Source organism: Acinetobacter wanghuae (genome assembly GCF_009557235.1).
Lineage (GTDB): Bacteria > Pseudomonadota > Gammaproteobacteria > Pseudomonadales > Moraxellaceae > Acinetobacter > Acinetobacter wanghuae.
In genome coordinates, this window is the sequence record NZ_CP045650.1 from 970,268 (window position 1) to 992,340 (window position 22,073).

Below are 22,073 nucleotides of genomic sequence, written 5' to 3' on the forward strand. Positions count from 1 at the left end.
ACAGTGAACAAGACTATTCCGCCCTTACCACAGTTTAATTCAACAAAACGCAATGAAACCTTAGCACTCATTCATGGCGTTTATGCCGGAATTTTAAGTTTTAGTATGGTTGTGTTTATTTATCTTGAATATCAACATCAATCTGCTGATATTACTATTTTAAGTATTGCGCTGATTGTGATTTTGGCTTTGATTTATTTCAATATTAAAACATGCTTAAAGGTTAAATTAGGTGATGGAGCAGGGCGTAATTTATCGCGTGTGATGGCAGTATTTATGCTACTCAGTTTTCCGATTGGTACTGTACTTGGTGCTATTGCGTTATGGAAAACATCGAATAAACAATGGGAAAATTGAGGATTGACTCTTTACCTGAATATTTTTTAAAAACTGCCATAAACAAATAATTAAAACTCGATAAAGTAGTTTGCAACAAGTTGCAAAGCCAACAACAAGGATTAGCCATGACAACGATACCCTATGCAAATATTTTAAAGCCCTTGGATTTAGGTTTTACCACCATTAAAAACCGAGTGGTCATGGGTTCAATGCATACCGGTTTAGAGGATCGTTTCTATAACTATCCTAAATTGGCAGCTTACTTTGGCGAGCGTGCCAAAGGCGGTGTCGGTCTGATCATTACGGGGGGGATTTCGCCGAATCGTTCAGGTTGGTTATTGCCGGCAGGTGGCACCATGAATACCTTAGGCGATGTTGCACCGCATCGCTTAGTCACACATGCAGTCCATAAACACGGTGCCAAGATTTTATTGCAAATTTTGCATGCAGGCCGTTATGGCTATCAACCCTTTGTGGTGTCATCAAGTCCGATAAAATCGCCTATTTCTCCTTTTAAGCCGCGTCAGCTGTCAGATAAACAAATTCTATCGACCATTGATGATTATGCGCATACGGCAAGTATTGCCAAAAAAGCGGGCTATGATGGTGTCGAGATTATGGGTTCGGAAGGCTATTTGCTGAATCAGTTCTTAAGTCGTCATGTGAATCAACGGCAAGATCGTTGGGGTGGAGATATTCAAAATCGTATGCGTTTTGCAGTCGAGATCGTCAAAGCAATTCGTGCCAAAGTGGGCGAGAAGTTTATTATTTGCTTCCGTTTGTCGATGCTTGATTTAGTTCATGATGGAAACACAATGGATGAAGTCATTACGGTTGCTAAAGCTTTGGAAGAAGCGGGCATTACGCTGTTAAATACCGGCATTGGTTGGCATGAAGCCCGTATTCCGACGATTGTAACATCTGTGCCACGTGCAGCATTTGTAGAATATACCGCAGAAGTCAAAAAGCATGTTGCGATTCCTGTCATTGCATCGAATCGTATTAATATGCCAGAAACAGCCGAAGCCATTTTAGCATCGGGGCAAGCAGATATGATTCAGATGGCGCGTCCACTTTTAGCAGATGCCTTTTGGGTCAATAAAACTGCGACCAATCGTGTCGATGAAATTAATACCTGTATCGCCTGTAACCAAGCTTGCCTTGATCATACTTTTAAGAATCAACGCGCGACGTGTTTAGTCAATCCGCGTGCGGCTTATGAAACTGAACTTGTGTATGTTAAAACCAAGAAACCGAAACGCATTGCGGTGGTTGGTGGTGGTGTAGCCGGAATGTCAGCGGCGACTGTTGCTGCAAGTCGTGGACATCAGGTGACTTTGTTTGAAGCAAGCCATGAAGTCGGTGGTCAATTTAACCTCGCTAAAGTTGTGCCTGGGAAAGAAGAATTCCACGAAACGATTCGTTACTTTAAAGTTCAAATTGAAAAAACAGGCGTTGAGCTGCGTTTAAATACTAAGGTCAATCGCGAGCAACTGGAACGTGAAGGTTTTGACGAAGTCATTGTGGCTACAGGTGTTGTGCCGCGTGCCTTAAAGATTTCAGGCAGTGACGCACCACAAGTCTTGTCTTATGCAGAAGTTTTACGCGGTGCTGAGGTTGGACATCATGTTGCCGTGATTGGTGCGGGTGGAATTGGCTTTGATGTCTCAGAATTCTTGCTTAAACCCGTACATCAGCCTCAACCCCAACCACTTAATGAGTGGAAACGAGAGTGGGGTGTAGACTCAAATCCAAATTATATCAGCGAAGGTGGAATGCAGCGTGCAGAAGTCGAACCATCTGTCCGTGAAATTTATTTATTGCAGCGTAAAACTACGCCATTGGGTGCAGGCTTAGGTAAAACCTCGGGTTGGGTGCATCGGGCTCAACTGAAAAAACATGCGGTTCGTATGTTACGTGGTGTGCAATATAAAGCAGTCACGGATGAGGGTTTATGGATTGAAGCCAATGGGCAGGATCAGTTACTACGTGTAGATACGATTGTGGTTTGTGCGGGACAAGAATCTGTGAAAGAGATTTTCCCAACTGAGTCAGAACAAACTTTAGCAAACTATCACATTATTGGTGGTGCGAAGCTTGCAGCGGAGCTTGATGCGAAACGCGCAATCCGTGAAGGGGCTGAATTAGCTGCTATTTTATAAGGATTTGATGAAACTATATGCAGTTGATTGCATTCATTGCAATTTTTACTTGTCAGTCCATCAAAAGCTCCGTATTATTGCGCACATGGAAGCGTGGCAGAGCGGTTTAATGCACCGGTCTTGAAAACCGACGAGGGTTTACCCCCTCCGTGAGTTCGAATCTCACCGCTTCCGCCAAATTCTAAAAAGCCCTGACATTGTCAGGGCTTTTTTTATGATTTTATTCAGAAAATAATATTTCTATTAAGTTAACGGTTGTTGGTTTGGTGATGATGCTTGAAGATCAAGTTGTAAAATAATTAGGAATTTTAAGCAGCCTATATAAATAATTTAAAAAAGTGGAATAATGTTTAAAAGATCATGAGAAATTGAAGATACAAAGAGCTTATCCGTCATCTTTATTAAAATAAAATTCTATTTTATGCTCGATGAGCATCATTATTAAAAAAATAGGAGCTCATGGCTGAACTCCTGTTTATTCGCTTATTTTCACTTATGCAGTAATACGTTCTGGCAAATCAAACCAAATCACTTGCGCATCATCCAACGCTTTCATATCCACGTCATCTAGGAATGCAATCGCATCGCCAGCATTGAGGGTATATTCATTAATTTGCACAGAACCTGAAATCACATGTACATAATTCATATGTTGAGTGGCTTTCACCGCTAAAGCGTAATCTTTTTCAATTACAGCAGTCTTCACCTCCGCATTTTGACGAATATGCATCGGTGCGTTGTCATTTGGACCACAAATCAAATGCCATTGGTTAGGAAATTCACGCGGATCTAAACGAATTTGCTGATAATTGGGTTTAGCATCACGCTCATTTGGAATAATCCAAATTTGCAACAAATGTACTTGCTCATCACCTTGGTTGATTTCACTATGGCGAACACCTGTGCCCGCACTCATGAGTTGCCATTCGCCCGCAGTAATCCCGCCATGATTGCCCATACTGTCTTGATGGGTAATCGTACCGTTCAACACGCAAGTCAAAATCTCCATGTTGTCATGTGGATGCTGACCAAAACCTTGGTTGCCCGCAATCAAATCATCATTAATGACACGTAAAGCACTCACACCCATATAGTCAGGGTTATACCAGTTGCCAAAAGAGAAGCTGTGTTTAGATTCAAGCCAACCCATTTTGACATGACCACGATTTTCACTGCGATGTACAAAAGCATTCATAGCTGTATCTCACGTTATTTTTTAAATTAAGATCATCTTAATGTTGTTTTATCCTGAGAAAAATAGCAATTTAAAGACAGATCATTGCATTTTTGCAACGACAAAAGCTGCATATTAAAAAACCCACACGAGGGTGGGTTTTTTATTGAAATGAATTGATTATTCTAAGAACCGAACAGTCGTACCATTTTTCACTTTACGACCTAAATCATTGGCATCCCAGTTGGTTAAACGAATACAACCATGTGAGAATGATTTAGAAATCATCGATGGGTTTGGTGTACCGTGAATACCAAATGAACGTTTGCTCAGTGAAATCCAGATGTTACCTACAGGACCGTTTGGACCCGGTGGTAAAGACAATGGCTTTAAGTTTTTACCTTGCACGAAGTTAGAAGGTGAGTAGCTATAATGCGGATTTTTTGCCACGCCTGTTACTTTATATGTGCCTGTTGGTGATGGTGTATCTGTACCACCAATCGTTGCGGGGAACGAACCGACCATTTGGTTCTTGCTGTTGAACAGGTATAACTGTCTTGCACCTTTATGCGCAACGATCAAATGAATGTCTTCAGATAACTCATTACGAATATTGGTGACAATAATTTTTTGACCGACTTTGCTAAAGTTCGCACCCGGATTAAGCATCTTTAAGAAGCCTTCATCCATGTGGAATTTTTCACCCAACATTTCGCTCATTGAGGTGTAATACAAGCCCGGCATTTTGGCTTGAAGTGCATAATCATGTGGAATTGATTTTGCTAATGGCACTTTGAGATCTTCAGCCGTAATGGTGTATTCGATAAAAGCAGGTTTTGAACCATGTAATGCCACTAATTTATCCCAAGTTTCTTGGGTTAAAATACCACTTGGTTTAATGCCATTCATTTGTTGGAATGATGAAATTGCTTTTAACGTATTTTTACCACTAGTACCGTCAATTGCACCTGGTGATGCATGGGCATTGTTCAGCATGACATGTGCACGTGCATAGACAGGGAATTGACCTGCCCCAATATTGTCATACCAAGCAGCATTATTAAGACCATCTAAGGTCCATGACGCTTTTGTCACAGCTTGAGCAGGTGATTTGGTTTGTGGTGCATCGCCAATTGCTGCATTTTGATCTTCTGAAGTTTGAAGATTGTTGAGCGCATCAGATGCTGTGTTTAAATCTTGTTGTTCTTGTGGAGAGATTTGTGACTCTGCATTGGGTTGAGCAGATGACGCTTCTGTCGCTAAAGGATCGATCGGATCTTGAACTGACACGTTGGCTGTCACTTTAGGATTCAATGGTTGTTCAGCAGCAAAAGCCGCAAAAGAAGTGCCTGCAGTGATGCAAGTTAAACTCATAGCGAGTATGGTGCGAACGAACATGTAATTCAACCTTAAGAATTATTCATTAACTATGTGAAAAAACAGTATAAGTATTACAGAAAAAAACCACTGTTGCAGTATTTGTTTTGTGTAAATCCTCACAATTCTTGAATGTTGCTGATCGGTATTTAACATTATGGGAAGTTATTCAAAAGCGAGGCTTTTTGATATGATAGGACAAACATCAAAGATAGATTGGAATGTGAATGACGACCTTAAAAAATGATCGTTTTCTGCGTGCTTTATTGCGTGAACCTGTAGATGCAACGCCTGTGTGGATGATGCGTCAAGCGGGGCGCTATTTACCAGAGTATCGTGAAACGCGTGCGAAGGCGGGTGACTTCCTTTCTCTTTGCAAAAATAATGATTTCGCCTGTGAAGTGACTTTACAACCTTTACGTCGTTATGACTTGGATGCGGCGATTTTATTCTCTGATATTTTAACCGTACCCGATGCTTTAGGTTTAGGTTTGTACTTTGAAGCCGGTGAAGGTCCAAAATTCCGTAAAACGGTTCGTACAGAACAAGATGTCGCGAATTTGCCTGCCTTTAATGCTAAGTCAGATTTAGATTATGTCATGAATGCTGTTAGTACCATTCGTTCGGCATTGGGTGGTCAAGTCCCTTTGATTGGTTTCTCGGGTAGTCCGTGGACACTAGCCACCTATATGGTTGAAGGTGGTTCAAGCAAAGATTTCCGCTTTACTAAAAATATGATGTACGCGCAGCCTGAAGTCTTACATGCTTTATTGGCACGTTTGGCGGATGCCGTGACTGATTATTTAAATGCACAGATTGATGCTGGTGCACAAGCCGTTCAAATTTTTGATAGTTGGGGCGGTGCACTCGCACATCGTGAGTATCTTGAATTTTCACTGCAGTATATGCAGAAAATTGTCTCGGGCTTACAACGTGAAAAAGACGGTCGTAAAATTCCAGTAATCTTATTTACCAAAGGTGGCGGTCAGTGGTTAGAGCCAATGGTTGCGACAGGTGCAGATGCATTTGGCTTAGATTGGACTACGAATTTACAGACAGCTCGTCAAACCGTAGCTGGTCGTGCGGCATTACAGGGTAATTTAGATCCTGCAACCTTGTATGGTTCTCATGATCGTATCATTCAAGCCACCAAACAAATGCTTGATGATGCCTATGCCAATGGTGAAAAGACGGGTTATGTGGCCAACTTAGGTCATGGTATTACGCAATGGGTCGACCCTGCCAATCCAAAAGCATTTATCGACACTGTGCATGAATACAGCGCAAAATATTTATAGGATAAAAACTTGATTGCAATTTTAAAATCAGGTTTTGAATTTTCATATAAGGCAGCTTCGGCTGCCTTATTTGGAATTTTATTGCTGCTGGCGTTTGCCTTAACTGCCGCTATGGGCAGCGACCTGTATGTCGGTTTTTACCGTTATGACTATTTGTTGTTTTATGCGTTAACTATTCAAGCGCTGTTGCTCTATGCCAAATTAGAATCATGGGCGGAAGCAAAAGTGATTGCGCTCTTTCACATTGTAGCGATGGTCATGGAGATTTTTCTGACCCATCCTGCAATTGCATCATGGCAATATCCACAGCCTGCGGTATTTAAAATTTTAACCGTGCCTTTATTTGCCGGGTTTATGTATTCCGCCGTTGGTAGCTTTTTTGCGCGTTCTTTGCGTTTGTATCAGGTCTCGTTCGAAAAATTGCCGCGTTTTGGCAACATGCTTGCGTTAGCTGTGCTCTCCTATATCAATTTTATGAGCAAATTTTTTATTCCAGATTATCGCGTGGTTCTGTTTGGCTGGAGTATCGTGATTTTTTGGAAAACCAAGATTCGCTTTGAGTTACAGCATCACCATTTTCAGCTGCCGATGTTGCCTGTTTTGGCATTGTTGGCATTTCTCATCTGGATTGCGGAAAATATCAGTACGTTCTATCAAATTTGGTTGTATCCAAGTCAAGTTGATGCTTGGCATATGGTGGGTTGGGGGAAGTTAGGTTCATGGTATTTGCTCCTCTTACTCAGTTTGGTTCTCGTGCTTAAAATTTTGGGTAACCGTGATGTGAAAGGCACATGGACGTTAAAATAAGGCATCTGTCGATTTAACGACATGATTGGGTGTAATTGGCATAATTTATTTTGCGTTTCAGACAGCGACACGTTAATCTCAAAACGTGTCGTAAATGACACCTTTATAACTAAAAACATTGAGAATAATTCTCAGGAGAAATGACGATGATGAAAAAAATTATGCTTGCTGCGGTTGTGGCGCTAGGATCTACGGCTGCTTTTGCTGACCGTGATGCAGGTTGTGGTATCGGTTCTCAAGTGTGGGCAGGTCAATCAGGTAAAGTGGCTAAAATTTTAGCAGCGACGACCAATGGTATTTTCGCTAACCAATTATTCGGTATTACTTTCGGTACTTTGGGTTGTAGCGGTACAGGTACTGTCACTGCACAAGTGGTGACATTTACCAATGAAAATGCTGAATCATTGGCGCGTGATATGGCGGTGGGTGAAGGAGAAAGCTTAAACGTGTTAGCTGAATTGTTAAAAATTGAAGCAGACGATAAAGCACGTTTCTTTGCATTATCTAAGCAAAATTTTGGCAAAATCTATGCGGCTGAAAACCAAACTTCTTTAGACGTATTGGCATCATTAAAAAGTGTGATGGCAAATGATGAAGTATTAAAAGAATACGTTTAATACGCTTTAAAAACCCTGTCCATTTGGCAGGGTTTTTCTCTTTATAAAAATTATTATCTTCTATGAAATCCAAATTTATTCTTGTTAGTACACTTCTTTCATGTAGCTCACTGACATTTGGCTCCCCATCTTTAAGCGATGTGTATGCGCAAAAAGCCCTGTCACTTCAACTTGATCAAAATAAAACGTGGCAGCGCTTGCTCTATGCCAATAAAGAATTAAAAAGTGAAGTAACGTACACTGGCTTTTTCTATGCCAAAAATGGGCAAAACGATTTAAAGCAAGAACTCGAAATGAATGTGCAAGCCTTGTTTGATCAGGCTGAAGATAATCAATCGATTCGCTGCAAATTTCCTGCACGTAGTGAATTTTTAATCAAAGCCCTGAATATTTCAGAGACAGAATTACCTGAGGTAACATGTTCTGAATTAGAGGATTGGTTGGGACAAATTAAACCCTATAAAGCCACTTTAATTTATGCGACAGACTTTATGGGTAATCCGAGTTCGATGTTTGGACATACCTTACTTCGGCTCGATCCGAAAAATCAAAAACAATTAAATCTGATCTCTTATGCCGTCAATTATGCTGCGACGGTAGAGGGTGAGCAAAGTTGGTCTTATGCATGGAAAGGGCTGACAGGGCAGTATCCGGGTGAATATTCGCTGATGCCATATTACCGAAAAGTCAAAGAATATGGTGATCTAGAAAGCCGTGATTTATGGGAATATGAACTAAATTTAACTGAGCAAGAAACTCAGTTTTTGGTTAAACATATTTGGGAACTGAAGCAGGTAAAATTTCCCTATTACTTTATCAATGACAACTGCGCCTATCGACTATTGGGGCTAATTGATTTAGTCCGTCCTGAGCTGAATGTACAGCAGCAATTTAAGTTGTCTGCGATTCCGATGCAAACCCTCAAAGAGATTGATCACAATCAACTGATTGCCGATGTGGTCTATCGACCCGCTTTAGAAACTCAACTTAATGCACAGTCTAAGCAGCATGGCCATGCCTTGGCAAAAGTGGCTCACTACCTTAGCTTAAGTCAGCCGCAAGCCTTTTCAAAACAATTGGATGGGTTTGACCCTCAAGATCAAGCTAAAATTTTAGAAATGGCTTACGACGATTTATATCTACAATTAAATGCTCGTAAAGTTGATGCCAAGCAAGCTGAACCGAAACTCAGACAATTATTGATTCTGCGTAGTCAGCTCAGCGTTGATAAGCAGCGAGCAGCAGTAAAAATTCCAAAGATTGATCCCGTAAAAAGCCACGATGCAAGCCAAATTACGCTTAGTACAGGGCAGCTACAAAATGATTCATTTTTTGAAATTTCTAGCCGTGCGGCATACCATGATTTGATGGATCCACAAGGCGGCTATCGCATTGGAACTCAGCTCAAGTTTTTAGATGCGAGTCTGCAATATCGCGATCACGAACTGAAATTAGATCATTTCGAGCTTTTGGCTGTGAATGCTTATAATCCGATCACTGCCTTCAAAACCCCATTAAGTTGGGGATTTAATCTTGGTTGGAAGCAAGAAGCACAACATCAAGGTGAATTTAGTGATCAGCATCAACATGGCGTATTTAATCTAAATACTCAGTTTGGTTTTAGTGTGGCAGATGCAGATCGACAACATTTATGTTTTGCTCAAATTCAAAATCATATTCAGGCAGGGAAGGATTTGGATCGAGGTTGGCGTGTTGGACTTGGACCTACCTTGGGATGTCAAAATATTTGGACAGAAAAGTGGATGAGCGTGCTGCAGCTACACATGCCGTATTGGGAAGATCAGCATCAATGGCAATTTAATACCGGTGCGCAATTACAATATCATTTTAATCACCAAAACGCGGTACGTGTGCACTGGCAATATCAACAGCAAAATGATCTAGATTGGAACAAATTTGGACTCAGTTTATTACGCTATTTTTAATTTATAAAGGCGCGCTTATTGACTAAAAAAACTGAGTAAAAACTTTAAAATAAGTGGCTTTTTTCTTAAATATTTACTATGTACATCAAATATTTAACTATTTATATTATCTAAAATCTAAAATATAAACCTAGTATTTTAGTATTTCCCCCTTTTTTTGATATATTTGTCACATAATTTTTCGCAAATTGCGGTTGTGGGGACCAAGTGTATGAATAATGAATGTATGGCCTTGCTGGCTGAGCAGTGGAAACATATATGTCAAAATTATTCATCGGATGATTTATTACATGCCTTTCAATTCATCCAAGAGCATTCTTTGGTTCTGGTAGAAGAATTTTATAAGAATATGTTGCTGGAAAAGGAATCTGCGGAATTCTTTTCTGATGATTTAATTCAGCAACGCTTACGAGATACGCTCAATCAATGGTTGTTAGAAAGCTTCAGTGTTGGCATCAATAAAAGCTTTACAGAAGCGGTCAAAAAACAACGTATGGTGGGGCATGTGCATGCGCGTGTTGGCATTCCATCATGGTTAATTATGCGCGGTGTGCGTGAAATTGAACGTAAAATGTTTGAGTTACTGAGTGAAGCTGAATATAAAAGTGCCTTAACCACTTGTAGCTATATCGTTCAAATCATGGGCTTTGCCACAGAAATCATGTGCCGTTCTTATGAAGCAAAGACGGTAGCCAATCAAGAAGTCAAACATAGTTATCGCTTGTTCTCAGCTATGCAAGATGTTGCAGTACAAAAAGATAAACAGCGAAGTTCATTACTCGATTGGGAAAATGATCTGATGTTTAAAGTCTTTTCAGGTGGACATAATTTTAAACATCCGATGTTGTCAAAGTCTGAATTTGGCTTATGGTTTATTCATAAAGCTTCGTATGCTTTCTCAGGTTCAGATCAAGTACAACTGATTATTGACCGTATTTATCAAGTCGATCAATTGAATGATGTGGTGGTGCAATGTGTAGAAAAAGAGAAAATTCTGACCCTGATTCAATCCATTCGTGATCTAAATCGTGAGATTCAACTGTTAGTCGATCAACTGTTCCAAGTCTCGGAATATATTGAATCAGGCAATGATGCATTGACTCAACTGTTAAATCGCCGTTATTTAAACACTATTATTGGACGTGAAATTACCTTTTCTCGTCAAAATCGTACACCGTTGTCTTTACTTGCGATTGATGCCGATTTCTTTAAATCTATTAATGATAAATTTGGTCATGCAGCAGGGGATTTAGCACTGAAGTTTATTGCAGAAGCTTTGCAAAAATATAGCCAAGGCAGTGACTACGCTTTTCGTGTCGGTGGTGAAGAATTTTTATTGTTATTGGTCGATACCGATTTAGAGCGTGCCATTAGTGTGGCGGAAAGTATTCGTCAATACGTTGAGCATGGCATGATTGCAACGAGCCAAGGGCAACAGTTTAAATTTACCGTGAGTATAGGTTGTGTTCTTTTCGACGGTCATCCAGATTATCAAAAATTCTTAGATGCCGCAGACACAGCACTGTATGCTGCAAAAAATACAGGTCGAAATCGTGTCTATGTTGCGCAGTCAACTCTGCAAGCGACTTTGGCTTAAACAAGATTCATCTTCGTTTAAGCTTGCTCTTGGTTTTTAATCAGCGCTAAGAATTGCTCTTTTTGCTGTAAATATTTGGGATGAACTTTGGCTTCATCCCATTTTTTTTTGAAAATGGCAGCGGCAGCTGCTTTCACCGGATCTTCTGGTTGTCGTGGCAATTCATCACGACCATGCGCACCGCTTAAGCCTTTTTTATCCTCAGGCACTGCGCCATCATATTTTTTACCGCCTTTATGATTGGCATAGCGACGCGCACGCGTAAAGCCCATTTGTAAAAATTTACGTGCCATATCTGCACCGACAAAATCTTCAGTGTTTAAATAGGCTTCAAAAAGTGTCCAAATTTTTTCACTACTAATGGTGGCTTTTTCTACGTCGGCAAAACGCCAATAGGGGAGGATTTCTGATTTATAAGGTTCGACTAAAAGCACGCCTTGTTCACCACGACCAATGCGATACAGTTCAGGGCGTTCTCTAAAGTTAATCTTTTTAAAATCGAGTGAATAATCAAAACTCGTTGAGTTAACACGAGAGATTCGTCTAGGTGTTTTGTTTGCATCTGACGATTTGACTTCTTTCACATTGCCACCTCAAATGGGATGCTTTAAAAAGCCCCACGAATGGGGCTGATTTTATTTGGTTTTTTTGCTCGTAGATTTGGTTTTTGCTTTAGATGTTTTTGGTTTTTCATCTTTGGCTTTTTCTTTAGTTTTTGACGTAGTACTTGCTTCTTTTTTTGCAGCAGCAGTTTTGCTTTTCGTTGTAGATGATTTCTTACTCGCTGCCTTTTCAGCTTTCGGTTTTTCATCCTTGGTTTTACTTTCGGTTTTTGCTTTCGCGGTTTTTTTGGTTGAGGTTGATTTCTCAGCCTTAGCTGAAGTTGCGTCTTTGCTACTCGCTGATTTTTTAGCTTTCACTTTTTCGTCTTTAGATGCAGCTTCCTTTTTAGCACTACTGGTTTTACTCTTCGCAGTTGTGGCTTTTTTCGATGCTTTGCTATCTGTGTCTTTTGCTGTACTTTTGGTCGATTTTTTAGCCTTTACTTCGGTGGCTTTTTTGCTGTCTTTCGCCACTTTTTTAGTGCTGTTGTCTTTGCTGTCTTTTTCAGTTGTTTTTTTTGCGTCAGTTGTTTTCTTCGCTGTAGCCATGATGCAGTCCTTCCGATAATGTTGTTATATTGCATAAGGATGATTGGATGAAAATTCATCTGAGATCAATGTACGAATAAATGGCGCACGATAAAAGGTGATCTTGTTTCCAATTGTTAGTCAGTTGTACTTGGGATTTATAAGCCTTTGAATTGTAAAGCCTCTTTTTATTTTTAAGTTACAAGATTAATAAACTCGCTTTAATTTGAGTAGGCAAAAAACCTGCTCTTTTTATTTTATCAGGCAATAAAAAACCCCGACGTATCGAGGTTTATAGAATTGGAGCAATAAATGCTTAATACGCTTCAGGTACAGCACTTAAAAATTCACGACGTTCTTCTTTATTGGTTTTAAAATCACCCACGAAAGACACTGTGCGTGTGGTTGATTCTTGTTTGCCCACACCGCGCATCATCATACACATATGTGCAGAGTCAATCACCACAGCCACACCACGTGCGCCAGTCACTTCTGCTACAGCTTCTGCAATTTGCTGGGTCAAGTTTTCTTGAATTTGTAAACGACGCGCAAACATTTCAGTAATACGTGCGAATTTAGATAAGCCTAAAACATTGCCTTCAGGTAAGTAAGCAATATGCACACGACCATAAAATGGCAATAAATGATGTTCACAGAGTGAATAAAATTCGATATTTTTAACCAATACCATTTCACGGTTATCTGAAGGGAAGACCGCTTTGTTGGTCACTTCTTCAAGTGTTTGACTATAGCCAGAAGTCAAATATGAAAATGCTTTGGCAGCACGCATTGGCGTATCTTTGAGACCCGGGCGATTTAAATCTTCACCAACGGCAGTAAGAATGTTTGCGTAGGATTGCTGCATAGTCATGTGACGTATTCACTTACACTGAGAAAAAGAATAAGGACGGCATTGTATCAGAAAACAAATACAATGCCTTGCTTTGAAGGTGAAACTGTTTACTGTTTGAGCTGTGGGTTTTTTTCAGCACGTTTTAGCAGGACTAAAACAGCGCCTGTACCGCCTTGTTTTTCAGGTGCGCTGACAAATGCCAAGACATCACGATGCTGACGGAGCCAACTATTCACATAGCTTTTTAAAATCGCTTCAGGACCTTTACCATGCACAATTTTAATCACATTTTGATTTTCATCTTTTGCGATTTGAATAATTTGTAAAACCGCTGAGCGGGCTTCTTCGATGGTACAACCATGCAAATCGACTGCTTCAAACCAACGTAAATTGCCGGCTTTTAAATCTTCAAACACTTTATGTTGCAATGTCGCAATACGATAACTGAGCGCCACTTGGCTACCGACAGGATTAAGCATAGCGTGGGTATCCGACATAATCGTGTCTTCTGTTTCCATTGGACCCATGGCTGATGCACGTTTTGCTAAAGTTTGGGCATCTATCTTTTTCTTTTTCGGCTTTTCAATTTTGGCACGATTGCTGGCTTCAATTTTTTGTACGCCTTGCATCTGCTTATGGAATAAAGCCATTTCATCTTCGAGATCGTCTTCAACTTTCGCAGCGGCTTGCTGAACCTTTTTGATCTGTTCCTGCACCTGCGTTGTCGTAATTTGTTTTTTCATCTGCTTTAACAAATCAAGCTGTGACTTTGAAAATGAAGAATCGTTGCTCATAGTGAAAATAGGAAGATGTCAAAGGGTCGTTAAATTATAGTCTGAAATGTCACAGATGAGAACTGAAAAGCTTGCAACACCTATAGATAATGCGTTACTTCAATATGCAGTACCTGTCGCTCTTAGGCAGAATAAAAAAGCCCAATCTTCATGATTGGGCTTTTTAGTTATTTCAAATGAACCATTAAACTGATTCAGGTTCACCAAATAAATCACGGAATGCATGATCAGGACGAGGTTGTTTCATAAAGCTTTCACCGACCAAGAATGCATGAATGTCATGTTCTTGCATCATAGCTACATCTTGAGGCGTTGCAATACCGCTTTCAGTGACTAAAAGACGAGATGGATCGAGTAACTTTTTCAAACGTAGTGAGGTATTTAGATCGACATCAAAGGTTTTTAAGTTACGGTTATTCACGCCCAATAAACAACGATCCGATAATCTTAAAGCACGTTCAAGTTCGGCTTCATCATGCACTTCAACCAACACATCTAAGTTGTGCTCAAATGCAGTCTTCGACATTTCTTCCAATTGTTGATCAGATAAACATGCCACAATTAATAAAATACAGTCAGCATGTAAAGCGCGCGCTTCAATTACACCATAAGGATCAATCAAGAAATCCTTACGAAGTGCGGGCAAGTCACAGTGTGTACGGGCAATTTGAATATTGTCATCATGACCTTGGAAAAAATCCACATCGGTCAAAACAGATAAGCATGCCGCACCTGCATCTTGATACTGCGCTGCAATGTCAGCAGGATTAAAATTCTCACGAATAATCCCTTTTGAAGGCGACGCTTTTTTAATTTCAGCAATCACACCCGGGCGTTTAGATAGCAGTGACTGCGAGAAACCACGTACAGGTGATGCAGCTAAGGTTAGCTCTTCAAGATCTTTATAACTTTTTTGCTTTAAACGTAGTGCAAATTCTTCTTTTTTACGATCAACGATTTTGCCTAAAATTGTATTTGCGATATCAACCATGATATTTATTCCATTCCTTAGGCGTTGTACTGTTTAACGGTTTTGGTGAATTCAGACAGTACGCTCATCTTCTCAAGCGCCTGACCGCCATAAATAATATCGTGTGCAAGTGCGACACCATGTTTATAGCTTGACGTTAAACCAGAGACATAAATCGCAGCACCGGCATTGAGCGCAATCATATTTGCAGCTTTTTCACCAACAGGGGATTTTTTCTTACCTAAAGCGTCTTTAATCAGATTTAAACTTTCAGTCGAGCTGTCTACCGATAAATGCGTCAATGTTTGCGATTCGATATCGACATCTTCAGGCAAGATTTCCCACTCAAAAACTTCGCCATTTTTGAGTTCAGCGACAGAGGTCGATGATGCCAAACTGATTTCATCAAGACCATCGCGTGAATGTACCACCATGACATGTTCAGCACCGAGGTGTTTCAGTACTTCAGCCAATGGGCGACACAATTCCTTTGAAAATACACCAATCACAAAACGACGTACACCAGCCGGATTTGTAAGTGGGCCAAGTAAATTAAAAATACTACGGAAGCCCAGTTCCTTACGTGGACCTGCAGCATATTTCATCGCTTTATGATGGTTGGGTGCAAATAAGAAACCAATGCCGATATCACGAATACAGCGTTCAGTTTGCTGCATATTTAAGTCAAGGTTAATACCTGCTTGTTCAAGTAAATCAGAAGATCCTGATTTTGATGACACACCACGACCACCATGTTTGGCTACGGTTGCGCCCGCAGCAGCGGTGACAAAGCTTGAAGCTGTTGATACATTAAATAGGTTTTGTTCGTCACCACCTGTACCGACAATATCGACTAAATACGGCAAATCACTGACATCAATTTTGATGGCAAATTCACGCATCACACGTGCAGCAGCAGTAATTTCATCAATACTTTCGCCTTTAAGGCGTAGCCCCATCATCAGCGCACCAATTTGTGCATCGGTCGCTTCGCCATTCATGATGGTGCGCATTACGCATTCCATTTGATCTTGAGTCAGTTCAATATTTTTGGTGATGTTATGTAACGCTTGTTGAATATTCATGTTGTAAAATTTCGCTTAATTATGCATAAATGTCTAAAAAGTTTTTAAAGATTTGATGGCCATGTTCGCTTAGGATCGATTCAGGGTGGAACTGCACGCCTTCAATCGGCAATGTCTTATGTTTGATCCCCATAATTTCTTCCATTGAGCCATCATTTTCATTGGTCCAACACGTCACTTCCAAGCATTCTGGAAGCGTTGCTTGATCAATCACCAAAGAGTGATAGCGTGTTGCAGCAAAAGGCGAGGGCAGATTGCTGAAAATGCCCGTATCGCTGTGGTACATGTCGGATAGACGACCGTGCATGACACGTTTCGCACGAATAATATCCCCACCAAAGGCTTGCCCAATACTTTGATGCCCAAGACATACCCCGAGTAAAGGAATCTTGCCAGCAAAGTGTTGAATCGCAGCAATGGAAATGCCCGCTTCACTCGGTGAACATGGACCAGGACCAATGACCAAATACTTCGGTTGCCATCGCTCAATATCTTCCAATGTCACGGCATCATTACGGACCACTTTTACTTCTTGATTGAGTTCGCCAAAATATTGCACGATGTTGTAAGTAAAAGAGTCATAGTTGTCGATCATTAAAAGCATGAGCTTAACCTGTAAAATTTATGCACATGAAGTGCTAGCGTTGTTAAGGTCGGACTTTATTTTTATGTCACATAAATTGATTTAGATTATCAATTAAATAATTGATTTCATTACGTGAAAATAAAGCGTGAATCATCATAACAAATAATCGGTGATTTCGGGATGAGATTTTCCCCCTTTTTTATAGAGGGAATTAGGTTTTTAGTCCGAATACATCTATTGTTAATTCCTTATAAAAAATAGTTGGTTTTAGCCAAACCTAAAGTTTTCTAAAAATAGCTTTTTAAGCGCAAACTGATAAGAAAAATGAAAAATAGACAGCCATATCGTTTGAAATACCAACAGTTAAATTTAAAGAAATTTTCTGATCTGTAGGAATTCATAATCAAAACTTTAAAGTGACTCAAAACAGGGAGTTTTTAGGGCGACATTGCCTGAATAAAAGTGAGTCAAAATTACACATAAACTTAAAATCTGCTGAAAATTTACACTTATGGCTATAAAACACACCAGAATACTCAATAATGAAGGAGTATAAAGAAAGCAGAGTTGTAAGATGCACTATTTAGGTGCACTAAAAAATACCAATAAAACAAAACGGATTAACAGTGCGTGAATATAGTGCATTTAGTTTCATAGCAAGTATAATAAGCGCAAAGTACAAGGGCCTAATCACGTTTTCTAATAAGGATTTCAGGATTTTATCTTTACTTTTAAAAGTTGGTACGGTAATTGCTTTATAACTACCAACTACTAACACGCACGTAACGAGTGCAACAAAAAAACATCGGAGCAAATTGAGCATGGCGAACAAGGTCCTTCAACTCATCCAAGAAAGTGGCGCAAAATGGGTCGACTTCCGTTTTACAGACACGAAAGGTAAAGAGCAGCACGTAACTTATCCAGCTGACACTATCGATGAAGACACATTTGAAGACGGTAAAATGTTCGATGGTTCTTCAATCGCAGGTTGGAAAGGCATTGAAGCTTCTGACATGATTTTACGTCCAGATGCTGCAACAGGTTTCCTTGACCCGTTCTTCGCCGAGCCTACAGTTGTGGTCACTTGTGACGTGATTGAACCTTCAACTGGTCAAGGTTATGACCGTGACCCACGTTCGATTGCTCGCCGTGCTGAAGAATACCTAAAATCGACAGGTATTGGTGATACTGCATTCTTTGGTCCAGAACCAGAATTCTTCGTATTTGACGAAGTAAAATGGGAAATTGATATGTCTGGCGCGCGCCATACATTGATCGCTGAAGAAGCTGCTTGGTCTACAAACAAAGATTACGAAGGCGGTAACTCTGGTCACCGTCCACGTGTAAAAGGCGGTTACTTCCCAGTTCCTCCTGTAGATTCTTCTCATGACATGCGTGCGGATATGTGTGCGCGTATTGAAGACATCATGGGCCCTGGTCGTGTAGAAGTACATCACCATGAAGTTGCATCGTGCCAATTAGAAATTGGTGTGAGCTTCAACACAATGGTTCGTAAAGCGGACGAAGTTCAACAGTTCAAATATGCAGTTTGGAACGTTGCACATCAATACGCAAAAACTGCGACCTTTATGCCTAAACCAATGGTAGGTGATAACGGTTCTGGTATGCACGTTCATATGTCAATCTCTAAAGATGGCAAGAACTTGTTTGCTGGTGATGAATACGCAGGTTTGTCAGAAATGGCGTTGTATTTCATCGGTGGTATTATCAAACATGCACGTTCACTGAATGCGTTGACTAACCCGTCAACAAACTCATACAAACGTTTAGTGCCACACTTCGAAGCACCGATTATGCTTGCTTACTCAGCACGTAACCGTTCGGCTTCTATCCGTATTCCTTACGTGTCTAGCCCGAAAGGCAAACGTATCGAAGCACGTTTCCCAGATCCAATGATGAACCCGTACTTAGGTTTCGCAGCATTGTTGATGGCGGGTCTTGATGGTATTCAAAACAAGATCCACCCAGGTGAAGCAGCCGACAAAAACTTGTACGATCTTCCTCCTGAAGAAGAAGCAAAAATCCCAACAGTGGCACACAGCCTTGATATGGCACTTGAAGCACTTCAAGCTGATCATGATTACCTGCTTAAAGGTGGCGTGTTCACGAAAGAAATGCTTGAGGCTTACATCGAGCTTAAAACTGAAGAAGTGCGTCGTTTGAACACGACAACGCATCCAGTTGAATTCGATATGTACTACAGCTTGTAATTCTGTACAGAATTTCACGCTAAAAAAACCCGCGCTTGTCGCGGGTTTTTTTGTACTAGGGTAATATGGGCTATTGATTAGCGATTTGAACTGTTATGGCAAAACCACGTAAAAAACATACAGGATTTTTTCCTTGGAATGATCCAAAAGATCACGACAAAGGTTTTAAGCTCAATTTTTCTGAAGTGACTTATTTAGAAGTGGGAAGAACCGTTGAAGGGTATAAGCAAGCAGAGTTCGTGGCACTAAAAAATCCAGAATTAGCACTTGATTATGACTACCCTAAAAGTTTTTATATCAGTGCTGAAGGCTTTATTCTAAGCAAAACTGCACATGGTACATTTGATGTCATTGCTAAAACAGATAACGCTTAAGCAGCTTTGGATATTGAAACCATCATGTCTAAATCTAATCCAATCATGCCTGCTAAACTTAAACCATGGTTATACGCATCAGGTTCACTCACTCAGCAGTTGACTGAGCTTGCAGGTGGGCAGTTTCGCGTTCAGCCTGTTCAAGAGTCTTTTCAAAAGCTGTTGTTAAATGATGCCAAATGGATGCAGATGCCATTTCAGCATGGGGCTTGGGTGCGTGAAAGTTATCTGTATGGCTGTGAAGCAGCGCCATGGGTCAAAGCTAAAAGTATTTTCCCAGTTTTAAGCTTAAAAAAACGGGCGCGTATTTTTAAGCATATTGGGAGTAGACCTATTGGGTGGTATTTATTTCAGCGTACCAATCCAAAGTGCGAACGTCGCGTGATTTGGCTTGAAGAGGGTTGGACGCGTCAGAGCTGCTATACTTGGCACGGCTGCAAATTCATTGTCCAAGAGACATTTTTAGCTACATTTGAAGACTATATACAGAAATCTTAAGGCTTAACTTTTATGTCTACCGCACAGGCAACCACATGGCGCGAACGATTGAGCGCTTATTATTATTTATGTCGCTTTGATAAACCCATCGGCACAGAATTAGTATTTTGGCCTACTATGTGGGCATTATGGGTTGCTAATCAAGGTACACCAAGCTTCGAAATTTTAATTCCCATGATTTTAGGCACGATTTTTATGCGCGCTGCGGGCTGTGCCATTAATGATTTTGCTGATCGTAAAGTTGATGGGGCGGTAGAACGCACGAAAACGCGTCCTCTAGCAACGGGTGTGATCAAAGCGCGTGAAGCTATTTATGTGTTTTTGGCATTGGTGTTTGCTAGTGCTTGTATGCTCTTTTTCTTGCCGATTGAAACCTTTTATTGGTCATTTGGTGCATTGTTTTTAGCCTTTATTTACCCATTTATGAAGCGCTACACGCATTTGCCGCAAGTGTTTTTGGGGGCGGCATTTTCATGGTCAATTCCGATGGCATATACCGCAGTAGGTGTTGAGCCTAATCTCACCTGTTGGCTTTTATACTTCGGTAACTTAGCATGGACAGTGGCGTATGACACGCAATATGCCATTACCGATCGTGAATATGATTTAAAAATTGGTGTGAAATCGACCGCCATACTCTTTGGTAAGTTTGATATTCAAATCATTTCATTGCTGCAATTGCTCAGTATTGTTTTGATTGGTACCGCGTTAGCAATTGAAGATTTATTGATGCCTTTTGGCTTAATTGCCTTGGCTGCAGTAGGGGTTGATTTCATCTATCAGTGGACAAAAACCAAGGATCGAAATCCACAATTATGTTTTTGGGCATTTCGACATAATCGTTGGGTGGGTTTGATGATCTTTGTAGGGATTCTTGCAGCCTTATTAATAAATTAATAGCCAATACAATGAATTACAAAAAGCACCTTAATGAGGTGCTTTTTTTATGTTTAATTAAATGAATCTCTTGATGAGAGAAAGTAATAACAATAAGGAAATACAAAATGAAGCAGAATATAAAAAATATAGCGTTAACGGTTTTATGTGGCTCACTGCTACTAAGTGGTTGTGGTAGTGATGATAATGATACGGTCATTATTGAAACGGGACCTGTGAAAACCTTCAACGTTGATGGGGATGTAGCTAAAGTCGTCAATAAGCATGATGTATTCACTTATCCAATGATGAGCGTGACGGGTAAAATGGTGACAGCCACGACTCTAGTCTTTACGCCTAAAGGGAATGCACCTCAAGGGGGCTGGCCAATTGTGGTATGGGCGCATGGAACGACAGGTGCTGCTGATAAATGTGCACCATCACGTTTAGCATTAGCATCGCCTGAAAAACAACTGATTATGGGATTGGTGCAAAAAGGTTATGCTGTGATTGCACCTGATTACGAGGGGCTTGGGAATGACAATGTGCCACATCCATATTTACATTTAACAAGTGCAGCAAATTCAATTTTATCGGCTATTCATGAAGCACGTAAATTTTATGGCGATGAATTGGGTCGTGAGTGGAGCGTCATTGGTTGGTCACAAGGAGGGCATGCAGCATTAGCGGCAGCTGAATACCAAAAGGCTTTATTAGGTTATAAGTTCAAGGGAACTGTTGCAATTGCACCTGCTTCTTATTTGGCAGAAACTTTGAATTATGGCATGGGTGTCGCGAATCAATATGCAGGATCTGTGCAAACTTTACCTGTAGCAAAACAGATTGCGGGAACATTATATGGTTATGCAGCTATTGTGAGTTCAGGTATTAAAGCGGCAAATCCCACATTTAATTATAATCAAGCGTTTTTGGCAGATAAGGTCGATATTGCGAAAAATGCCGAATTAGAGTGCTCACCACAGGTGGCTGAGAAATTTAGAGATGATATCGATCTTTTCTTGAGTTCATCTTCAAATGGTGGTTTCTCTGCTTATCAAGCGCTACAACCTAAATTTTTATTGGATGCTGATGTTCGTGCATATTTGTCAGAAAACTTGCCAGCTCAAAATAAAATAACCAATAAAGTCTATGTGTATCAGGGGACGGGCGATACTACAGTCCCTGCACAAATTACAGTTGATTATCTACTTCCTGATTTAATAGCGGCAGTAGAAAAGCCTGATCATCTTATTTTTAGAGCGAAACCTGATGCGACTCATCAAACGATTATGACCGATTATACTTCTGAATTGGTAGATACGGTCGATTCTTTGATGAAGGAATAATTATCATGTAAAA

General features: G+C 40.4%; 21 protein-coding genes and 1 tRNA gene. 13 read left to right on the plus strand and 9 right to left on the minus strand.

Annotated elements, in window-relative coordinates; all coding sequences use genetic code 11:
- The first annotated feature begins 3 nt into the window (after positions 1-3).
- The 3 genes from GFH30_RS04405 (at position 4) to GFH30_RS04415 (ending at position 2,678) form a co-directional block, all read left to right on the plus strand.
- Positions 4-357 (plus strand): hypothetical protein, encoded by a 354-nt coding sequence (locus GFH30_RS04405; RefSeq protein WP_153371082.1) that lies wholly within the window; start codon positions 4-6, stop codon positions 355-357.
- A 107-nt stretch (positions 358-464) separates the two neighbouring features.
- A complete protein-coding gene (locus GFH30_RS04410; RefSeq protein WP_153371083.1) occupies positions 465-2,501 on the plus strand; it encodes an NADPH-dependent 2,4-dienoyl-CoA reductase in 2,037 nt (678 codons plus the stop codon).
- Positions 2,502-2,588: 87 nt separating this feature from the next.
- Positions 2,589-2,678, plus strand: a tRNA-Ser gene (locus tag GFH30_RS04415).
- A 316-nt stretch (positions 2,679-2,994) separates the two neighbouring features.
- On the opposite strand, the gene GFH30_RS04420 is transcribed toward GFH30_RS04415, so the two are convergent.
- Together GFH30_RS04420 and GFH30_RS04425 are read right to left on the minus strand one after the other, a co-directional pair.
- Positions 2,995-3,696, minus strand: coding sequence for a pirin family protein (locus GFH30_RS04420; protein ID WP_153371084.1), 702 nt, complete (start codon positions 3,694-3,696; stop codon positions 2,995-2,997).
- Between the two features lie 159 nt (positions 3,697-3,855).
- The gene (locus GFH30_RS04425; RefSeq protein WP_153371085.1) at positions 3,856-5,073 is read right to left on the minus strand and encodes a L,D-transpeptidase family protein; all 1,218 of its coding nucleotides are present in this window, start codon (positions 5,071-5,073) and stop codon (positions 3,856-3,858) included.
- Positions 5,074-5,279: 206 nt separating this feature from the next.
- Between GFH30_RS04425 and hemE the strand changes: the two genes are divergently transcribed.
- The 5 genes from hemE (at position 5,280) to GFH30_RS04450 (ending at position 11,317) form a co-directional block, all read left to right on the plus strand.
- Positions 5,280-6,350, plus strand: a complete 1,071-nt coding sequence (hemE, locus tag GFH30_RS04430) for a uroporphyrinogen decarboxylase (protein ID WP_153371086.1) — start codon at positions 5,280-5,282, stop codon at positions 6,348-6,350.
- A 9-nt stretch (positions 6,351-6,359) separates the two neighbouring features.
- Complete coding sequence (locus tag GFH30_RS04435) at positions 6,360-7,157, plus strand: DUF817 family protein (protein ID WP_153371087.1); 798 nt, start codon at positions 6,360-6,362, stop codon at positions 7,155-7,157.
- Positions 7,158-7,303: 146 nt separating this feature from the next.
- A complete protein-coding gene (locus GFH30_RS04440) occupies positions 7,304-7,774 on the plus strand; it encodes a DUF3015 family protein (protein ID WP_153371088.1) in 471 nt (156 codons plus the stop codon).
- A 62-nt stretch (positions 7,775-7,836) separates the two neighbouring features.
- Entirely contained in the window at positions 7,837-9,720 is a 1,884-nt protein-coding gene (locus GFH30_RS04445; protein WP_153371089.1) for an Lnb N-terminal periplasmic domain-containing protein, read from the plus strand.
- 211 nt (positions 9,721-9,931) lie between these two features.
- The gene (locus GFH30_RS04450) at positions 9,932-11,317 is read left to right on the plus strand and encodes a diguanylate cyclase (protein ID WP_153371090.1); all 1,386 of its coding nucleotides are present in this window, start codon (positions 9,932-9,934) and stop codon (positions 11,315-11,317) included.
- Between the two features lie 17 nt (positions 11,318-11,334).
- On the opposite strand, the gene GFH30_RS04455 is transcribed toward GFH30_RS04450, so the two are convergent.
- The 7 genes from GFH30_RS04455 to GFH30_RS04485 form a co-directional block, all read right to left on the minus strand.
- Positions 11,335-11,901 carry a DUF4385 domain-containing protein gene (locus tag GFH30_RS04455; RefSeq protein ID WP_153371091.1) on the minus strand — a complete coding sequence of 189 codons (567 nt, stop codon included), beginning with the start codon at positions 11,899-11,901 and terminating at the stop codon, positions 11,335-11,337.
- A gap of 51 nt (positions 11,902-11,952) precedes the next feature.
- Entirely contained in the window at positions 11,953-12,468 is a 516-nt protein-coding gene (locus tag GFH30_RS04460; protein ID WP_153371092.1) for a hypothetical protein, read from the minus strand.
- A gap of 295 nt (positions 12,469-12,763) precedes the next feature.
- Positions 12,764-13,312: a GTP cyclohydrolase I FolE gene (gene folE / locus GFH30_RS04465; protein ID WP_171501025.1), complete on the minus strand. Its 549-nt coding sequence runs from the start codon at positions 13,310-13,312 to the stop codon at positions 12,764-12,766.
- A 95-nt stretch (positions 13,313-13,407) separates the two neighbouring features.
- Positions 13,408-14,094, minus strand: coding sequence for a Smr/MutS family protein (locus tag GFH30_RS04470; RefSeq protein ID WP_153371094.1), 687 nt, complete (start codon positions 14,092-14,094; stop codon positions 13,408-13,410).
- Positions 14,095-14,278: 184 nt separating this feature from the next.
- The gene (gene trpC, locus GFH30_RS04475) at positions 14,279-15,085 is read right to left on the minus strand and encodes an indole-3-glycerol phosphate synthase TrpC (RefSeq protein WP_153371095.1); all 807 of its coding nucleotides are present in this window, start codon (positions 15,083-15,085) and stop codon (positions 14,279-14,281) included.
- A gap of 17 nt (positions 15,086-15,102) precedes the next feature.
- Positions 15,103-16,149, minus strand: coding sequence for an anthranilate phosphoribosyltransferase (gene trpD / locus GFH30_RS04480; RefSeq protein ID WP_153371096.1), 1,047 nt, complete (start codon positions 16,147-16,149; stop codon positions 15,103-15,105).
- A 19-nt stretch (positions 16,150-16,168) separates the two neighbouring features.
- Positions 16,169-16,753, minus strand: coding sequence for an anthranilate synthase component II (locus GFH30_RS04485; RefSeq protein WP_153371097.1), 585 nt, complete (start codon positions 16,751-16,753; stop codon positions 16,169-16,171).
- A 797-nt stretch (positions 16,754-17,550) separates the two neighbouring features.
- Between GFH30_RS04485 and glnA the strand changes: the two genes are divergently transcribed.
- From glnA to GFH30_RS04510, 5 genes are all read left to right on the plus strand, one after another.
- Entirely contained in the window at positions 17,551-18,966 is a 1,416-nt protein-coding gene (glnA, locus tag GFH30_RS04490; protein WP_171501022.1) for a type I glutamate--ammonia ligase, read from the plus strand.
- Between the two features lie 95 nt (positions 18,967-19,061).
- Entirely contained in the window at positions 19,062-19,340 is a 279-nt protein-coding gene (locus GFH30_RS04495) for a hypothetical protein (protein WP_153371099.1), read from the plus strand.
- Positions 19,341-19,364: 24 nt separating this feature from the next.
- Positions 19,365-19,838, plus strand: coding sequence for a chorismate--pyruvate lyase family protein (locus GFH30_RS04500; protein WP_153371100.1), 474 nt, complete (start codon positions 19,365-19,367; stop codon positions 19,836-19,838).
- A gap of 12 nt (positions 19,839-19,850) precedes the next feature.
- Entirely contained in the window at positions 19,851-20,735 is an 885-nt protein-coding gene (gene ubiA / locus GFH30_RS04505; RefSeq protein WP_153371101.1) for a 4-hydroxybenzoate octaprenyltransferase, read from the plus strand.
- A gap of 107 nt (positions 20,736-20,842) precedes the next feature.
- Positions 20,843-22,060, plus strand: coding sequence for an alpha/beta hydrolase family protein (locus GFH30_RS04510; protein ID WP_153371102.1), 1,218 nt, complete (start codon positions 20,843-20,845; stop codon positions 22,058-22,060).
- Positions 22,061-22,073 lie beyond the last annotated feature (13 nt).

Bases quoted from the DNA above. Each gene is read 5' to 3' on its own strand.
- GFH30_RS04410 (WP_153371083.1), top strand. From the start codon at position 465: ATGACAACGATACCCTATGCAAATATTTTAAAGCCCTTGGATTTAGGT.
- GFH30_RS04420 (WP_153371084.1), bottom strand. From the start codon at position 3,696: ATGAATGCTTTTGTACATCGCAGTGAAAATCGTGGTCATGTCAAAATG.
- GFH30_RS04425 (WP_153371085.1), bottom strand. From the start codon at position 5,073: ATGTTCGTTCGCACCATACTCGCTATGAGTTTAACTTGCATCACTGCA.
- hemE (WP_153371086.1), top strand. From the start codon at position 5,280: ATGACGACCTTAAAAAATGATCGTTTTCTGCGTGCTTTATTGCGTGAA.
- GFH30_RS04440 (WP_153371088.1), top strand. From the start codon at position 7,304: ATGATGAAAAAAATTATGCTTGCTGCGGTTGTGGCGCTAGGATCTACG.
- GFH30_RS04445 (WP_153371089.1), top strand. From the start codon at position 7,837: ATGAAATCCAAATTTATTCTTGTTAGTACACTTCTTTCATGTAGCTCA.
- GFH30_RS04450 (WP_153371090.1), top strand. From the start codon at position 9,932: ATGAATAATGAATGTATGGCCTTGCTGGCTGAGCAGTGGAAACATATA.
- GFH30_RS04460 (WP_153371092.1), bottom strand. From the start codon at position 12,468: ATGGCTACAGCGAAGAAAACAACTGACGCAAAAAAAACAACTGAAAAA.
- folE (WP_171501025.1), bottom strand. From the start codon at position 13,312: ATGCAGCAATCCTACGCAAACATTCTTACTGCCGTTGGTGAAGATTTA.
- GFH30_RS04470 (WP_153371094.1), bottom strand. From the start codon at position 14,094: ATGAGCAACGATTCTTCATTTTCAAAGTCACAGCTTGATTTGTTAAAG.
- trpC (WP_153371095.1), bottom strand. From the start codon at position 15,085: ATGGTTGATATCGCAAATACAATTTTAGGCAAAATCGTTGATCGTAAA.
- trpD (WP_153371096.1), bottom strand. From the start codon at position 16,149: ATGAATATTCAACAAGCGTTACATAACATCACCAAAAATATTGAACTG.
- GFH30_RS04485 (WP_153371097.1), bottom strand. From the start codon at position 16,753: ATGCTTTTAATGATCGACAACTATGACTCTTTTACTTACAACATCGTG.
- GFH30_RS04495 (WP_153371099.1), top strand. From the start codon at position 19,062: ATGGCAAAACCACGTAAAAAACATACAGGATTTTTTCCTTGGAATGAT.
- GFH30_RS04500 (WP_153371100.1), top strand. From the start codon at position 19,365: ATGTCTAAATCTAATCCAATCATGCCTGCTAAACTTAAACCATGGTTA.
- ubiA (WP_153371101.1), top strand. From the start codon at position 19,851: ATGTCTACCGCACAGGCAACCACATGGCGCGAACGATTGAGCGCTTAT.
- GFH30_RS04510 (WP_153371102.1), top strand. From the start codon at position 20,843: ATGAAGCAGAATATAAAAAATATAGCGTTAACGGTTTTATGTGGCTCA.